13 protein-coding genes and 1 riboswitch are annotated in these 15,705 nt (G+C 37.3%); of the genes, 8 read left to right on the top strand and 5 right to left on the bottom strand.

The genetic code is table 11. The features are described 5' to 3' along the window. Positions 1 to 164: 164 nt before the first annotated feature. The 3 genes from BN853_RS08315 (at position 165) to BN853_RS08325 (ending at position 4,974) form a co-directional block, all read left to right on the top strand. Positions 165 to 2,681, top strand: coding sequence for a vitamin B12-dependent ribonucleotide reductase (locus BN853_RS08315; RefSeq protein ID WP_052591398.1), 2,517 nt, complete (start codon positions 165 to 167; stop codon positions 2,679 to 2,681). A 147-nt stretch (positions 2,682 to 2,828) separates the two neighbouring features. Beyond that, entirely contained in the window at positions 2,829 to 4,097 is a 1,269-nt protein-coding gene (hflX, locus tag BN853_RS08320) for a GTPase HflX (RefSeq protein ID WP_030005497.1), read from the top strand. Continuing rightward, positions 4,087 to 4,974, top strand: coding sequence for a cation diffusion facilitator family transporter (locus BN853_RS08325; protein WP_030005498.1), 888 nt, complete (start codon positions 4,087 to 4,089; stop codon positions 4,972 to 4,974). The genes hflX and BN853_RS08325 overlap by 11 nt, the downstream gene beginning before the upstream one ends. A 92-nt stretch (positions 4,975 to 5,066) precedes the next feature. On the opposite strand, the gene dusB is transcribed toward BN853_RS08325, so the two are convergent. Then, a complete protein-coding gene (gene dusB / locus BN853_RS08330) occupies positions 5,067 to 6,050 on the bottom strand; it encodes a tRNA dihydrouridine synthase DusB (RefSeq protein WP_030005499.1) in 984 nt (327 codons plus the stop codon). Positions 6,051 to 6,145: 95 nt separating this feature from the next. On the opposite strand from dusB, the gene hslO reads away from it, so the two are divergent. The 3 genes from hslO (at position 6,146) to BN853_RS08345 (ending at position 8,721) form a co-directional block, all read left to right on the top strand. Then, a complete protein-coding gene (gene hslO / locus BN853_RS08335) occupies positions 6,146 to 7,042 on the top strand; it encodes an Hsp33 family molecular chaperone HslO (protein ID WP_030005500.1) in 897 nt (298 codons plus the stop codon). A gap of 96 nt (positions 7,043 to 7,138) precedes the next feature. After that, complete coding sequence (locus BN853_RS08340) at positions 7,139 to 7,858, top strand: helix-turn-helix domain-containing protein (RefSeq protein WP_030004029.1); 720 nt, start codon at positions 7,139 to 7,141, stop codon at positions 7,856 to 7,858. A 35-nt stretch (positions 7,859 to 7,893) separates the two neighbouring features. After that, entirely contained in the window at positions 7,894 to 8,721 is an 828-nt protein-coding gene (locus BN853_RS08345; RefSeq protein WP_030004561.1) for an IS3 family transposase, read from the top strand. 232 nt (positions 8,722 to 8,953) lie between these two features. Here the strand turns inward: BN853_RS08345 and BN853_RS08350 are convergent, their stop codons facing one another. From BN853_RS08350 to BN853_RS08365, 4 genes are all read right to left on the bottom strand, one after another. Next, complete coding sequence (locus BN853_RS08350) at positions 8,954 to 9,694, bottom strand: hypothetical protein (RefSeq protein WP_030005501.1); 741 nt, start codon at positions 9,692 to 9,694, stop codon at positions 8,954 to 8,956. Positions 9,695 to 10,009: 315 nt separating this feature from the next. After that, positions 10,010 to 10,531 carry an anaerobic ribonucleoside-triphosphate reductase activating protein gene (gene nrdG, locus BN853_RS08355; RefSeq protein WP_030005502.1) on the bottom strand — a complete coding sequence of 174 codons (522 nt, stop codon included), beginning with the start codon at positions 10,529 to 10,531 and terminating at the stop codon, positions 10,010 to 10,012. Beyond that, positions 10,521 to 12,818, bottom strand: coding sequence for an anaerobic ribonucleoside triphosphate reductase (locus BN853_RS08360; RefSeq protein WP_030005503.1), 2,298 nt, complete (start codon positions 12,816 to 12,818; stop codon positions 10,521 to 10,523). Before BN853_RS08360 ends, nrdG begins: the two co-directional genes overlap by 11 nt. Positions 12,819 to 12,921: 103 nt before the next feature. Continuing rightward, positions 12,922 to 13,099, bottom strand: a riboswitch (cobalamin riboswitch). A gap of 112 nt (positions 13,100 to 13,211) precedes the next feature. Further along, positions 13,212 to 13,766: a Maf family protein gene (locus tag BN853_RS08365; protein ID WP_030005504.1), complete on the bottom strand. Its 555-nt coding sequence runs from the start codon at positions 13,764 to 13,766 to the stop codon at positions 13,212 to 13,214. Positions 13,767 to 13,872: 106 nt separating this feature from the next. On the opposite strand from BN853_RS08365, the gene tilS reads away from it, so the two are divergent. After that, a complete protein-coding gene (gene tilS, locus BN853_RS08370) occupies positions 13,873 to 15,147 on the top strand; it encodes a tRNA lysidine(34) synthetase TilS (RefSeq protein WP_030005505.1) in 1,275 nt (424 codons plus the stop codon). Positions 15,148 to 15,149: 2 nt separating this feature from the next. Beyond that, complete coding sequence (hpt, locus tag BN853_RS08375; RefSeq protein WP_030005506.1) at positions 15,150 to 15,698, top strand: hypoxanthine phosphoribosyltransferase; 549 nt, start codon at positions 15,150 to 15,152, stop codon at positions 15,696 to 15,698. Positions 15,699 to 15,705: the final 7 nt, after the last annotated feature.

A 15,705-nucleotide genomic window follows, 5' to 3' on the forward strand; every position in this document is an offset into this window, starting at 1 on the left:
ATTTAAAATTAATCTAATCTAGACCTTAACGTTCGATTAATGGCTTACATAAGAAATTATCGACTTTATGTCCTTATAAAACGGTATTAATTTTTACAAAATAGCCCTTGTAATTAAGACCTATTACCGATATAATGCATATTACAAGGAAAGGAAGTTGTAAGATGAAATACGAAGATAAATTAGTAGATAAACTGAATCAAGATATTACCACTCACTTTAAACACCTACACCCGATTACGCCTGACATGCACATGCGTTTTGAAGGTGTTTCTAGACTTGTAATGCTTGATAGATACACTCAAAAAGACCTTTCACTAAAAACCTTATCGGTTGGTGACTTAGTCGTTGCTGTTATCAAGCACGACCCAAAATTCCCAGCACGCGGGATCGGTTATGTGATCGCCCTTGAAAAAGATTCTGTTACAATCAAAGTAGAGGATGAATTCATTGGACAAATCGGCGATGATCACGTGGATGGTGTCATCAAACGTAATTATAGAGAAATCGAAAAACCACTTGAAATTTACTATGAACAAATCGCAAAACGTGTCGGTAAAAACCTAGGCGAAGGCGAACCAATGGACCGTCAAAACGCATTTGTTGAAGAACTTAAAAACTTAAGGTTAATCCCTGCCGGACGTGTCTTGTATGGGGCTGGTTCACAGTCTCAAGTGACTTACTTTAACTGCTATGTCATGCCTTTTATTGAAGACTCAAGAGAAGGCTTAGCAAACCACCGAAAAGAAGTCATGGAAATCATGGCTAGAGGTGGTGGTGTTGGAACCAACGGCTCCACACTAAGACCAAAAAACGCACTTGCTAAAGGTGTGAATGGTAAATCAAGCGGCTCCGTATCATGGCTTCACGATTTAGCCCAATTAACACACTTAGTTGAACAAGGCGGCTCTAGAAGAGGCGCACAAATGATCATGCTTGCCGATTGGCATCCTGACATCATTGAGTTCATCATCTCAAAAATGCAAAACCCAAGAATCCTTAGATTCATCATCGAACAAACGGATAATGACTTCATTAAGTCACTTGCAAAAGAAAAGCTAAAATTCAAACCACTGTCTTTTGATGAGTTCCAAATGTATGAAAAAATCATTGAAATCAGTGAACAAAACCCACAAGCGTTTAACTCATCTAGCATTGATGAAGCCAGACGTCTTCTATCGGATGGTGGACGCTATGAAGTTAACAATCCAGATTTCCTAACAGGTGCAAATATTTCTGTTGCCATCACTAAAGACTTTATGGATGCCGTAGAAAACGACGCCATGTATGACCTTAAGTTCCCGGACTTAGATGGTTACACCAAAGAACAAAAAGCGTTTTATGATCAGGAATGGAAAAACATCGGTGACGTTAGAAAATTCGAAGCCCTTGGCTATCCAAGTAAGGTTTACCGCCAAATCAAAGCCAAAGATTTGTGGAACCTAATTAACGTTTGTGCCACCTATTCAGCAGAACCTGGCATCTTCTTTATCGATAACGCCAATGACTACACCAACGCCACTTCATACGGCCAAAGTGTCGTTTGTACGAACCCATGTGGCGAACAACCACTAGCACCATACTCAGTTTGTAACCTCGCAGCTATTAACCTAGCAACGATGGTAAACAAACATACCCATGAAGTGCTTTGGGATCAACTAGCAACGACCATCAAGAATGCCGTACGTATGCAAGACAACGTCATTGATCAAACCTATTACTTCCTTGAACAAAACAAACAACAAGCCCTTGGCGAACGCCGTATCGGTATGGGTGTCATGGGGTTACATGATTTATTAATTTACGCAAACAAACGCTATGGTTCGCTTGAGGGTAACCTTTTAGTCAATGAACTCTTCCGTTTTATTGCAATCAAAGCTTACGAAACGTCCGTTGAAATTGCCAAAGAAAAAGGGTCTTTCCCTTTCCTTGAGCAATTTGGTTCAAGAGAAGCCTTTGTCAAAGGTAAGTTCATTCAAAAATTACCAAAATCCTTACAACAAGACATTCTTAAGTATGGCATTAGAAACTCGCATCTTCTAACCATCGCACCAACCGGTTCGACTGGTACCATGGTCGGTGTTTCTACTGGTTTAGAACCATACTTTGCATTTACCTACTTTAGAAGTGGCCGTTTAGGCAAATTCATTGAAGTAAATGCCCCAATCGTAGAAACCTACTTACAATTAAACCCACAACACACTAGAGAAAATCTACCAGACATCTTTGTAGCTGCTATGGAACTTCAACCAGAGGAACACGCAGACGTGCAATGCATCATTCAAAACTGGGTTGACTCATCTATCTCTAAGACCGTTAATGCCCCAAGAGGTTATACCGTCGAAGACGTTGAACGTGTTTACATGCGTCTTTATAAAGGTGGCGCTAAAGGTGGTACAGTTTACGTTGATGGCTCAAGAGACTCTCAAGTCTTATCACTCAAAAAAGAGTCTAAAGAAGTCCAAGTCGACATTACTGACCTTGGTATTAAACTAGACGAAAAACAAACACCGACACACAACGATGAAATCAAAACGCCTTTAAGAGGCGATAGACAAGACCGCGAAATCGGGGCTGAGGTTGGAAACCTATGCCCAGTATGTCGTGAAGGCATTGTCCAAGACATCGGTGGCTGTCATACCTGCACTAACTGTGGTGCACAGTTAAAGTGTGGTTTATAATTAATTTGATTCAACACGAAGGCAAGTTGCCTTCGTGTTATTTTTTATGTATTAGGAAAACTTCTACATAAAATCGTGGTTTACGTTTTATGATTTATCTTATTTGTAGTATAATTTATAAAGACACTAAAGAAAAAGAGGATTATTATGGATAACGCATTACTAGTCTTTTTAGATCTCGGACTTTACGATCTTGCCGAATCTAAAAAAGAACTCGAAAATTTAGCAATTGCTGCAGAACTGAATGTCCTTGACTCAATGACACAAAAACTCGATAAACCGACCAGTAATTATTACATCGGTAGTGGGAAAGTAGTCGAACTCAAGAAAACGGTTGACGTTCTCAAAATAGATGTTTGTGTGTTTGATACCGAACTAAGTCCTGCTCAAATTAGAAATCTCGAAGAAGCCTTAGACACGCAAGTCATTGATCGCGGTTTTTTAATTTTGCAAATCTTTGCGAAAAGAGCAAAAACAAAAGAAGCTCGCTTAGAAATTGATTTGGCTCAACAAAAATACTTACTACCAAGACTGATCGGTCTTTCCTCAAGCCTCTCTAGGCAGGGTGGTGGTTCGTTTAACTCCAAAGGGCCTGGTGAAAAAAAACTAGAACTAGACCGACGACGCATTGAATCAAACATCACAAAACTAGAAGATCAACTCAAAAAAGTCCATCTAGAAAAGAAAGTCAATCAAAAGAGACGACAATCCAATCAAATCCCAATCGTCGCCCTGGTTGGTTATACGAATGCCGGCAAATCCTCGACCATGAATTCTTTACTCATGAAGTTAATGCGAAACGAAGAAAAAAAGGTCTTCGAGAAAAACATGCTGTTTGCGACACTACAAACACAAGCCAGACAAATCAACTACTATAACGAACCAAGCTTTATCTTAACCGACACCGTTGGATTTGTATCTCGCCTTCCTCACGATTTAGTCAATTCATTTAAATCGACCCTAGAAGAGGTTAAACAAGCCGATTTAATTCTGCATATCATTGATGGTTCAAACCCAAATTACCAACATCAAATGACCACCACCAACGACGTCTTAGATTCAATTGAAGCAAGTCATATTGAAACAATCAACGTTTTAACGAAGTTAGATTTAATGATTAATCAAACCCCAATAACCGATTTCAAATACCTAAGTATTTCTAATAAAACAAAGACAAATCTTGACTTTTTAATTGATGAAATATATACACGATTGTTTGGACAAAAAGTCGAAGTTGATTTATCCTTTACCTACGAAGAAAAATCCCTGATTAATGCGCTTTATCAGTCCTCAAAGATCATTGATATCAGTTACTTAGAAGATGAAATTAGAGTGAAATCCATCATTAGAGAATCTCAACTAGTGACTTATCAAAATCAATTACTTCAAAAGGAACTACCAAGCAATGAAAAATAAAATAAATACCGTTATATGGATTAGTTTAATCATTAATATTTTACTATCCGTTTTAAAACTCTACTATGGTTTTAAAGGTAACGCAGGTTCATTAAAAAGCGATGGCTTTAACTCACTATCGGACGTATTCGTATCAATCATGATTTTGATTACATTAAAAATCGCACATAAAAAACCAGATGAGAATCATCCCTATGGACATGAAAAATTTGAAGGATTAATGTATTTTCTGCTTGGTCTAGTATTAGTCTTAACCGCATTTTCAATTGGTGCCAACGGCATCTCAGAATTATACGATTATTTCATTCATAAACGTGTTTTTATTAAACCTAGCACCTCAACCATATACGTCGCAGTCATTGCGATTCTACTTAAACTACTGCTAAGTTATTTGACCATCACAGCGTCTAAAAAATATAAGGCACCTGCGTTAAAAGCCGATAGCGTCAATCACTTAACCGACGTTTTCGCAACCTCTGCTTCGTTGATTGGTATTACCTTAGCACAGTTTAACTTAATCTACTTTGACTCGATTGCCTCTATACTAATTGCCCTACTGATTCTACTTTCCTCAGTTGAAATATTAAAAGAAGCCATTTCATTTTTAGTCGATGCCTCAGCAGAAAAAGAAGTTGTTTCAAACATCAATCAAACCATAAAAACCGTCTTAGGTGTGATCCGAATTGATGATTTGAAAGTCAGAAAACATATGAAACACTACTACGTTGACGTTGAGATTTGTGTCGATGAGCGCTTATCTTTAAAAGAAGCTCATGACATCGCAGAAAACGTCCATGACACGATTGAAGAAACCTACCTTGACGTGCTTCATTGTATGGTTCACGTCAACCCTGGTGTACCCAAAAAGAAAAAATAGTCCAGATTATAGCTCTATAAAGAGAAATATATAAAAATGGTATTCAAACAATGAGGGATAAAACCCTGGTTGATTGAATACCATTTTTTTGATTAACTTGTCATAATCAAATTAAAATAGTCATCGACAATACTTCTAAACGTGTCATAATCTGATACCTTAGATAATAACGACTTCGTGTGTGACGCGTGTGGTAAGCCTTTAAAATACCACGTGCTTTGCCCTCGCATTTGTAACATCGCTAAGTGTTCACCTTTGAGTTCCATCAAAATATCCGCGTGTCTTAGAATCATGTCTTTGATTTCTTTGTAACTTGGTTTTGGTGTTTCTTCTTGGTATTTTAAATAGCGGTCAATTTCTTTAAATACCCATGGGTTACCAAGTGCTGCTCTTCCGACCATGACTGCATCGGCTTTCGTGTAATCCAGTACGTATCTCGCTTCTTTTCCATTGGTGACATCACCGTTTGCGATGACAGGGATGGATACCGCTTCTTTAACCGCCTTAATGACATCAAGATTGGCTCTGCCTGAATACATTTGAGCTCTTGTTCTGCCATGAACAGTAATGGCTTTCGCGCCTGCTTGTTCGATTTTTTTAGCGACTTCTACTGCGTTAATACTAGCATCATCCCAACCGGTTCTAATTTTAACCGTCACGGGTTTCGTTACCGCTTCTTGAATCGCTTTAACGATCTCATAAATCTTATCTGGGTCTTTTAATAATGCGGCACCCGCTTGCGCACGGGCAGCCACTTTAGGGACTGGACAACCCATGTTAATGTCAATGATGTCACAATCCGTATGTTGATCAATATATATTGCCGCTTTAACCATGGATTCTTTATCCGAACCAAAAATTTGTTGTGCGTAAGGGTGTTCGCTACTTAAACTCTTAAGCAAGTCTTTGGTTTTTTCATTGTCATACATCAGACCTTTGTCTGAGACCATCTCAGCAAAAACAACGCCTGCGCCTAGTTCTCTTGAGATGACACGAAACGCAGCATTTGAAACACCAGCCATTGGTGCTAAAACCACGTTTGAATCGATTTCGATTGTTCCTATCTTAAATGCCATACACTCACTTCTTTCCTTATCCATATTATCACAAAAACATATTCATTTTACAATAATACGCAATATGATACAATAGAAAAGACAGGAGTGAACTTATGAAAACAAACAACGTATTAATTACAACTGCTTATAATAATGAAGCTAGAATTTATGTAACAAACACACTAGAGATGGTTGAAGAAGCCAGAAGAATCCACCAAACATGGCCAACCGTTACGGCCGCACTTGGCAGATTTCTAACCGTATCCGGTATGATGGGCTTAATGTACAAAGACGATGAGTCAATCACACTAAAGATTGAGGCGGACGGCCCAATTGGGTTTATGCTTGCTGAGGCAAACGGTAAAGGCGAAGTTCGTGCGGACTTAAAAAACCCTGAGGTTTACTTAAAATACGAAAGCGGTCCAAAAAAAGGCAAACTGGCCGTGGGTAAAGCTGTTGGTGATGGCTACCTTCACGTCACTAAAGACTTGAACTTGAAAAATATGTTTACCTCGACGGTTGAACTCCAAACTGGTGAAATTGGTGACGATTTTACCTACTACTTTACCTCAAGTGAACAAACCCCATCAGCCGTTGGTCTTGGTGTCTTAGTCAATGAAGACCAAACGGTCAAACAAGCTGGCGGTTTTATCATCCAACTACTACCAAGCGCAAGCGAAGAAACCATCGTACAAATCGAACATGTGCTTAGTCACATTAAGGCCATGACTGATCTATTTGAAGAAGGACTCACGATCTATGACATTGCTAATCTTCTTTCTAACAATACAGCAAAAATATTGGAAGAAAGACAAATTACTTATCATTGTAGTTGTAGTAAAGACAAATTTGCCTTCTCCTTAGCTAAACTTGATGATCAAACCCTTGATCAGTTTATAAAAGAAGATAAGGGCGCTGAGGTTACTTGTCACTTCTGTAAAAAAGGATACCACTTTAATGAATGTGACCTAGAAGAAATCAAACGTAGTAAAACAAAACTTGCAGACTAAATAAATAGCCTCCAGCGTATAATGATATGATCCCCTTAAAGTAGACACTACAAATAATTAAAGTTTGTAGAAGTGTACAGAGAGGGGATTTTTCTTATGTCAAGAACACCAAGATTCAGTAAAGAAACAAAAATCAAAGCAATCAAAGCATATCAAACAGGAATCAAGTCAATGTTAGAAATCGCATGTGAATTAGGATGTGACGTATCCAGTGTTAAACAATGGGTCAGGAACTATGAATCGATGGGAAGTATGGCATTTGAGGATAAACCAAGAAACCAAAGTTATATGAAATCATTCAAATTAGAGGTGATTAAAGCTTACCACGATGGCAAAGGATCATACGCAGAACTGGCCAAACAATATCAAATAACATCAGACTCAATGATTAAGAGTTGGGTTTCCAAGTATAATAGACATAACGAGATCAAAGCGTATGATCCAAAGGGGTATGTTTATATGGCGAAATCAAGAAAAGTGAGTTATGAAGAAAAGTTAGATATAGTGAAATGGACGATTGAACATAACTTTGAATATAAACTCGCAGCGGAGAAGTTTGAGACAGCCTACTCACAAGTGTATAACTGGGTCAGAAAATACAACGTAGAAGGTGAAGCTGGTTTAAAGGACGAACGAGGCAAGAGAAAGCCTGTAGAGAATCTAAGTGAAATTGAGAAACTAAAACGTGAAGTTGAGCTTCTAAGACGGAAGAATGAACGTCTGGAGATGGAGGCTGAAGTCATAAAAAAATTCCAGGAGATCGAAAGGAGGGATATTTTAGCAAGATCCGCCAAGAAGCCAAATACAAAACGATAAAAGGGCTTCATGAGGCAAAAAACTATCCTATTTTGGTGTTATGTGAAATCCTTTTGATTGTTCGTAGCAGCTATTATAAGTGGTTAAAACATGAAGAAACAAATGAAGAAAAGATTAATCATGAGTTATCTCAATTGATTCTTGAATATCATGATGAGTTTAAAGGTATCTTAGGCTATAGACGGATGACTTTATGGATTAATAAGCGGAATCAAACGAACTATAATGTAAAACGCATCAGACGATTGATGAAGAAATTAGGTGTATCGTCGGTTATCCGTAGAGTGCGTAAGGGGTATATTAAAGTAAGACCAGAGATCACAGCAGAGAATGTCTTAAACAGACAATTTGAGGCTAATAATCCCAATGAGAAATGGTTAACAGACGTTACCGAGTTCAAGGTGATTGGATCGAATACTAAGTTATACTTAAGTGCCATCATCGATCTGTGTGATACCAGTATTATCAGTTACAAAATGGGTATATCGAATAATAACCAACTGGTAAATGAAACCTTCGAGAAAGCATTCCAACTTAATCCGGAAGCCAAACCGATGGTACACAGTGACCGCGGGTATCAATATACGAATAAAGTGTTTCAAAAGAAGCTCACTTCTAGAAGCATGACAGTCAGTATGTCTAGAGTTGGTAGGTGTATTGATAATGGACCGATGGAGAGTTTTTGGGGTACACTTAAATCAGAAATGTACTATTTAACCCAGTTTCACGACATCAATCAACTCAAAGTAGCGATTGATCAATACATCCAGTTTTATAATAAACAAAGGTACCAAGAAAAACTAAAAGGCTTAACTCCGATGGAATTTCGGAATCAAGCCTTAAAAATTGAATCAGTTATTTAATTATTTCCACTGTCTACTTGACAGGGGGCGGTTCATAATTGCGCTGGGGGCTTTTTAGTTGTTTATCACAGTTACGTTTAATATTAATTATATAAAAGACAAAAACCACCAAAATGGTGGCTTTCGTTTAAAACAATCCTGACAACTAATTAGGTCTTAGGACTGGCTACCCATGCATATTTTATTATATCGTTAGTCTAAGAAATACAAGATTCATTTCGATCAGTTGACTTTATTCAAGACAGCCACCTTCATATTCATTATAAACTCTCGTATAGGACGTACCATCAACAATCAATATACCATCTCTAATACTAAAATCCTTAATGTCTAGTGTATCTGAATGCTTGATCGTAAATTCATAATCATCCATCGTTTCAGGTGTTTCCTTATAATCCGCGACAAGCCTATCTGTAACACCTTGTATATAAAGCTTAATACTTGCTTGATTGTGATATTTCATCAAGGATACCTCAATGTAGTCGTTCTCATTTTCATATCGGAATAAGAAGTCAGATCCACCATTCAAATTAACGGAATCAATACTTGAAGGATACGTTTCTTTATCAAGTTCAATTAATAAAATCATCGGATCTGGTTCTATGGCTAAGTAACAAGCCGGTGTGACGTAAGTAATCATCAACTCACCGTCAAATACGAGAAGATCCCTTAATTGAAGATCGACGTATTTTTTTACCCCAGGCTGATTAATTTTGACAAACACCACCTGATGAGAATCAAAAAATGACTCATCGTAGACACGATTAAACCGCTCGGCAACCAACTTATACGAACGATAATCATCCATATCACTTAAAATGACATAATTTGTATCAAAATTATTGTTGTTGTCAATGATTGTATCATGATAGACCTTCGAAATGGGTACTTCTTGAATGACTGTCTTTGTTTGACAAGAAAACATCAATAAACTTAAAAGAACGACGTATAAATTCATGAATAATTTTTTCATTTAATTCCCTCCTTGATCCAATCATCTTAATTATTATATACATCTTATAATATTAATTTATTAATGTCAATCTTTTTTTTATATTGTTCTATTTTAAGAAAGACATTTCATGTTACTCGTTGATACTCAAATCAGATTGCCTACTTTTTTAGTTATTTGATTTTAATTTAACCAATTAACAAACCATATCGATTCTAATTTTTTATAATGAATGGTCAAAGGTATTCTATAAAGAAAAAAAGACTTCTTACTCAGTAATATTACCTCGTAAAAAGTCCATGTATCTATGTTCTAAGCCTCATCGGTAAGAAACCATTAAACGGATGAATTATTTTTCATTGTTTCGGTTGTAACAACCTTCCTTTTGGAAAGTGATTGTTTGACATCAATGATTCGTTGGTTTTTACTCCCACGATATAAAAGCGTTAAATCCCTTTGTTCTAGGATAAACTTACCGTCAATTAAGTAATCGATTTGATGCAGTAACCGCATCAAATGGGTATTGCCGCCCGCACTTGAAATTAAGAATTCATATGTAAAACCCGTGTAGACGATGATTTGATAGCCCGGTTCTAACCCTTCGATAATCTCATTGATTGCCTTTACTTGTAAGAGTGGTTCTCCCCCGCTAAAGGTAATCTTGTTTAGGTGCGGCTTTCCTTTGATTTCATCAATAATGGCTTGGGTATCCATTAAGTACCCTTGATTTAATGCGTGTGTACCAGGGTTATGGCAGCCTTTACAATCGTGCAGACAGCCTTGTGTGTAAATGGCATATCTTATGCCTGGCCCGTCAACAATGGAGTTAGCATAGATTTGTGCGAGTCTAATTTTCATGTTTTAGATGCTTCACACGTTTCATAACTTCTTCTTTTTTTGCATCATTAAATCGATCGAGTGTGCCCACTAAATAACCCGTAATACGTCTGATTCGCTCAAACGGATAATCCGTTTCATCTCTACCACATTTTGGACAAATGTTATCGATGATGCCTTGATAACCACAAATTGGATCACGATCGATCGGATGATTGATAGACCCATAACCGATACCTGTTTCTTTCATGTGTCTTATAATTTGTTCAAAGGCTTCTAAGTTCTTTGAAATATCACCATCGACCTCAACGTAACTAATGTGTCCACCATTGGTAAGATTATGGTATGGTGCTTCAATCGAAATTTTATCAAACACATCGATTTCATGATATACCGGTACGTGAAATGAGTTGGTGTAAAACCCTTTATCAGTGATGCCTTTAATTTCACCAAATTTCTTTTGATCGAGTTTGATGAATCTGCCACTTAAACCTTCAGCAGGTGTTGCAACCACAGAGAAATTAAGATCATAAGTCTCACTATACTGATCGGTTAAATCCCTCATATAGGCTATAATTTCTAGGCCAAGTGCTTGAACCTTTTGATTGCTGCCGTGATGATCACCGGTTAATGCGATTAACGTCTCTGCTAGACCAATAAAGCCAATCCCGAGTGTACCGTGTTTAATCACGTCTCTAACTTCATCATTGATACCTAATTTGTTTGAGTCTTTCCATATGTGTTCTTTCATTAAAAAAGGAAAGTTATAGACTTTTTTTGATGCTTGGATATTAAACCGCTCTAAGAGTTGGTCTTTAACTAAATCCATGGTCTCTTTTAAAGAAACAAAAAACGCTTCTTTTGACTTTGACTCTATCGCAAGCCTTGGTAGGTTAATCGAAGTAAAACTCAAGTTACCTCTGCCACCAACGGTATTCTTTTCTGCATGTCTGTTTGACATGACTCTTGTGCGACAACCCATATAAGCAATCTCGGTGTCGTAATCATTTTTGTCGTAGCTAGCGATATTAAATGGCGCATCTAAGAAAGAAAAGTTTGGAAATAAACGTTTAGATGACACTTGCATCGCATATAAAAATAAATCGTAGTTTGGATCGGTCTTTTCGTAATTGATGCCTTCTTTAACTTTAAATATTTGAATTGGGAAAATTGGTGTTTCCCCATCCCCTAAGCCTCGTTGTGTCGCTTCTAGTAAACACTTAATTACCATACGACCTTCAACCGACGTATCGGTTCCGTAGTTGAGGGATGAAAATGGTACTTGAGCCCCAGCTCTAGAATGCATGGTGTTTAAGTTATGCACGAGCGCTTCCATGGCTTGTAGGGTCTGTTCTTCGGTTTCTTCTTTGGTGATTGTAATGATGCGTTCAATCCTTGATTTTGCATCAACACCTAAGTTTTTTTCGTATTTTTTTAATAGTTCAACAACGTATTCATTCGATGACAAAGAAACCTCAATATCTTTTTCTTCTAAGCCGTTAACAAACAATTCCACGCTTGATTTATGTGTGTTTTTATCTAAACTTAACGCATGATAGAGGTTCTTAATGAGCGTCTTTTTGTAGGTTTTTTTAACACCTTTTGCCATCGCATAATCAAAGTTTGGTACACTTTGTCCACCATGTTGATCGTTTTGATTGGCTTGGATTGCAATGGCAGCCAAGCTCGCATAACTTCTAATGTCTTTAGGTTCTCTTAAATGCCCATGACCGGTAGAAAACCCACCTTCAAACAACTTAATCAAATCGATTTGACAACACGTCATCGTTAAAGTGTAAAAATCAAGGTCATGGATATGGATTAGCCCTTCTTTATGTGCGCTTGAAAAACGCTTATCAATCACGCTTTGCAAATAGAAGGATTTGGCTGTTTCACTGCCCATCTTTAACATCACACCCATGGCAGTGTCGCCATCAATGTTCGCGTTTTCTCTTTTTTCATCAACTTCATCTTTGTCTTTTAGTGTGATGTCACTGATTTGCTTCATCAATAATGACTTTGAATCTCTGATCCGGTTTCGCTCGTTGCGATACAAAATGTAATTCTTAGAAAGCTTATCTTTCCCAAGTTCAATTAAGACGCTTTCTACCTCGTCTTGAATGTCTTCAACACTACAAAGCCTGTCTTTGTATAAAACATCAATTCGTTCGTTGACTTTCTTTGTGACTAACGCCGGTAGCCCTTCTTCTTCAAGATTGGTTGCTTCCATGGCTTTTAACACCGCTTGACTGATTTTTGCCTCATCAAACAATACCGTCCGACCATCTCTTTTTAATACTTCTCTCATCCTTTTTCCCTCCAAATTCGTCAAAAAAAACTATCCATGAGGACAGCATAAAATAGAAAATATCCGTTTTAAAAAAGGACCTCTATCTCAAACCCCAGGAGAATCTTAACTTTTACAATAGGCAAGTCTACCGGCTCGGTTTCATTCTTAGTTTCCCTTCCCGTGACAAGTCACAGTGGTTATGAAACTTCGTCCACCCTACGGTTGCTGGGACAGCTTAGGCCTTAAACCTAATTCCTCTATTAAGTGAAAATACGCACACCTATTTGTGTTTAATTCATTATATAACTCTAAACAACATGAAGTCAATATGAAATACCAATGAAACTAATTTACATTTTTTTAAGACTCAAGCAAGAAAAAAAGGCGCTTGCTCATGCAACTGCCTTTTGTCTAGTAATCAAATGTTTTTAGTTCAGTTAACAACTGTTTTAAGGGTAGCCCAACAATCGTAAAGAAATCCCCAGAGAAATGATCAACAAGTTGTTCACCAAGACCTTGAATGGCGTAAGCCCCAGCCTTATCTAATGGCTCTCCAGTTTTAATGTATTCTAAAATTTGTAGTTCACTATATTCTTTCATCCAAACTTCAGACACCGAATAAAATGTCTTTTGTTTGTCTTTACTCATGATCGTCACACCCGTATATACTTCATGTCTTTCCGCCTTAAGCATCTTTAACATCTTAAACGCGTGGTCTTCATCCACGGGTTTACCTAGTATTTCACCATTATAAACCACAATGGTATCGGCAGCGACTACCACGTCCTCGGTGTAATCGACAAACACCTCGTTTGCTTTTTTAAGCGATAAATGCATGACGTAATCTTCTGGTTTTAAACGTTCTTTAACGGTTTCATCCGTTGGTTTAGAAACCACTTTAAAGCGCACACCCGCGTCCTCTAATAACTTTTTACGACGTGGTGAATTGCTGGCTAAAATAAGCATATAATTTCCTCCAGTTCAATCTATTATAGCATAACTTAAGGTGTTTTGTAGTCTAAAAAATGATATCATATATGATATAATGATTAATTGATAGTAGGTGATTGAAATGAACAATATCAAACTCTTAGGTCTAAACGAACTTAAAAATACCCCGCTTATTGCCTCAATCTCAGGCGGTGTCGACTCCATGGTCTTACTCGATCTCTTAATCAAAGAAAACTACCAAATCATTGTGGTTCATTTTAACCACAACAAACGATTAGAGTCTCTTGCAGAAGCAAACGCCTTAAAAGACTACACATCCAAAAGAAACATACCCTTTGAATACATCCAATTAGAACCAATAAACGATAACTTTCAAGCTGAGGCTCATAAATTAAGAAAAAAACACCTCATTGAAATTGCCAAAAAATACCAATCTACACATATTATTACCGCACACCACCTAAACGATTTGGCCGAAACTATCTTAATGAAATTATCTAGAGGATCAAACCTCTATGGCTACGCTGGTATGCAAATTGCCCATCAAGAAAAAGAGATGACTTATCTAAAACCATTACTTCATGAAAAAAAACAAACCCTATACGATTACGCAACAGCACATGACCTCATGTATTTTGAGGATGCAAGTAATCAAGCAGACACCTACACAAGGAATCGATTTCGTAACCACATTGTCGTCGCGCTAGAAAAAGAAAATAATCAATTTTTAGAAAAGACCTTACAGTTTTCTAATCTAATCAATGAAACAAGCAATTACATCCTTAAACAAGTAAAACCTTACCTCACAAAAGACAAGTTAAATGTAACCGAATTTAACACCTTAGACGTGGTCCTAAAAAAAGCCATTCTAAGTAAGAAAATGGAACAAAACAACATTGAAGTTACCAATCAGAAACTCGAAGATGCGATTCACTTTTTGAGCACCAGTGGACCAAATCAGTCCCTTGACCTATCAAAAGACTATGTCCTTCAACGGGTTTACAACCAAGCCCAGATAAGGCAGAAAAGCTCACCTAAACCATTTAAAATGCAACTAGATCTTAATGCATTAAATATCTTACCGAATATGGGTTATATCACATTTTTAAAAGACCAATTCAATTCTTCGAATTATGAAATAAAATTATGTTATAATAAATTAGCGTTACCACTCTACGTACGTAGTAGAGAAAATGGAGATACACTCATCTTTCCATACGGGAAGAAAAAACTAAAGGATTTCTACATTGATCATAAAATACCAAAATACCTAAGAGACACGGATTTAATCATTACCGATTGTAACAATCAGATCCTTGCCGTCCTTGGTAGGTATTACAACAAAGTAGAAACCAATAACGAACAACTAACACTGGTTTACAAGAGGGGGATTTAACCATGAGTTTAGCAAAAGACATCAAAAGCATCTTAGTAAATGAGCAACAAATCAAAGAAATTTGTGAACGTTTGGGTAAAGAAATCACGAACGATTACAAATCCAAAGAAAGACCAATCATGATTGGTTTACTCAAGGGCTGTGTCCCATTCTTATCGGATTTAGCAAGACATATCGACTTACCAATTGAAATCGAATACATGGACGTTTCATCTTACCATGGCGGCATTTCATCCTCAGGTGATGTCAAAATCAGAAAAGACATGAATACCTCTGTTGCAGGTAGAGATATCTTAATTGCTGAAGACATCGTTGATACCGGTAGAACCTTAGACACCATCGTCAAGTTATTAAAACACCGCGGGGCAAAATCCGTTGAAATTGTCACACTCTTAGATAAGCCTGCGGGCAGAGTCATCCCATTTGAACCAAAGTACGTTGGCGTAACCATCCCGAAAGAATTCGTGGTTGGCTATGGTCTTGATTACGAAGAAATCTATCGTAACCTGCCTTACGTCGGAATCCTAAAACCTGAAATTTATACAAAGTGAGGTATAA

Source organism: Paracholeplasma brassicae, assembly GCF_000967915.1.
Taxonomy (GTDB): domain Bacteria; phylum Bacillota_I; class Bacilli_A; order Acholeplasmatales; family UBA5453; genus Paracholeplasma; species Paracholeplasma brassicae.

Coding starts and splice junctions, on each gene's coding strand:
- BN853_RS08365 (WP_030005504.1), bottom strand. CDS start 13,766: ATGCTTATTTTAGCCAGCAATTCACCACGTCGTAAAAAGTTATTAGAG.
- BN853_RS08360 (WP_030005503.1), bottom strand. CDS start 12,818: ATGAGAGAAGTATTAAAAAGAGATGGTCGGACGGTATTGTTTGATGAG.
- BN853_RS08350 (WP_030005501.1), bottom strand. CDS start 9,694: ATGAAAAAATTATTCATGAATTTATACGTCGTTCTTTTAAGTTTATTG.
- hpt (WP_030005506.1), top strand. CDS start 15,150: ATGAGTTTAGCAAAAGACATCAAAAGCATCTTAGTAAATGAGCAACAA.
- BN853_RS08340 (WP_030004029.1), top strand. CDS start 7,139: ATGTCAAGAACACCAAGATTCAGTAAAGAAACAAAAATCAAAGCAATC.
- hslO (WP_030005500.1), top strand. CDS start 6,146: ATGAAAACAAACAACGTATTAATTACAACTGCTTATAATAATGAAGCT.
- BN853_RS08315 (WP_052591398.1), top strand. CDS start 165: ATGAAATACGAAGATAAATTAGTAGATAAACTGAATCAAGATATTACC.
- BN853_RS08325 (WP_030005498.1), top strand. CDS start 4,087: ATGAAAAATAAAATAAATACCGTTATATGGATTAGTTTAATCATTAAT.
- hflX (WP_030005497.1), top strand. CDS start 2,829: ATGGATAACGCATTACTAGTCTTTTTAGATCTCGGACTTTACGATCTT.
- tilS (WP_030005505.1), top strand. CDS start 13,873: ATGAACAATATCAAACTCTTAGGTCTAAACGAACTTAAAAATACCCCG.
- nrdG (WP_030005502.1), bottom strand. CDS start 10,531: ATGAAAATTAGACTCGCACAAATCTATGCTAACTCCATTGTTGACGGG.
- dusB (WP_030005499.1), bottom strand. CDS start 6,050: ATGGCATTTAAGATAGGAACAATCGAAATCGATTCAAACGTGGTTTTA.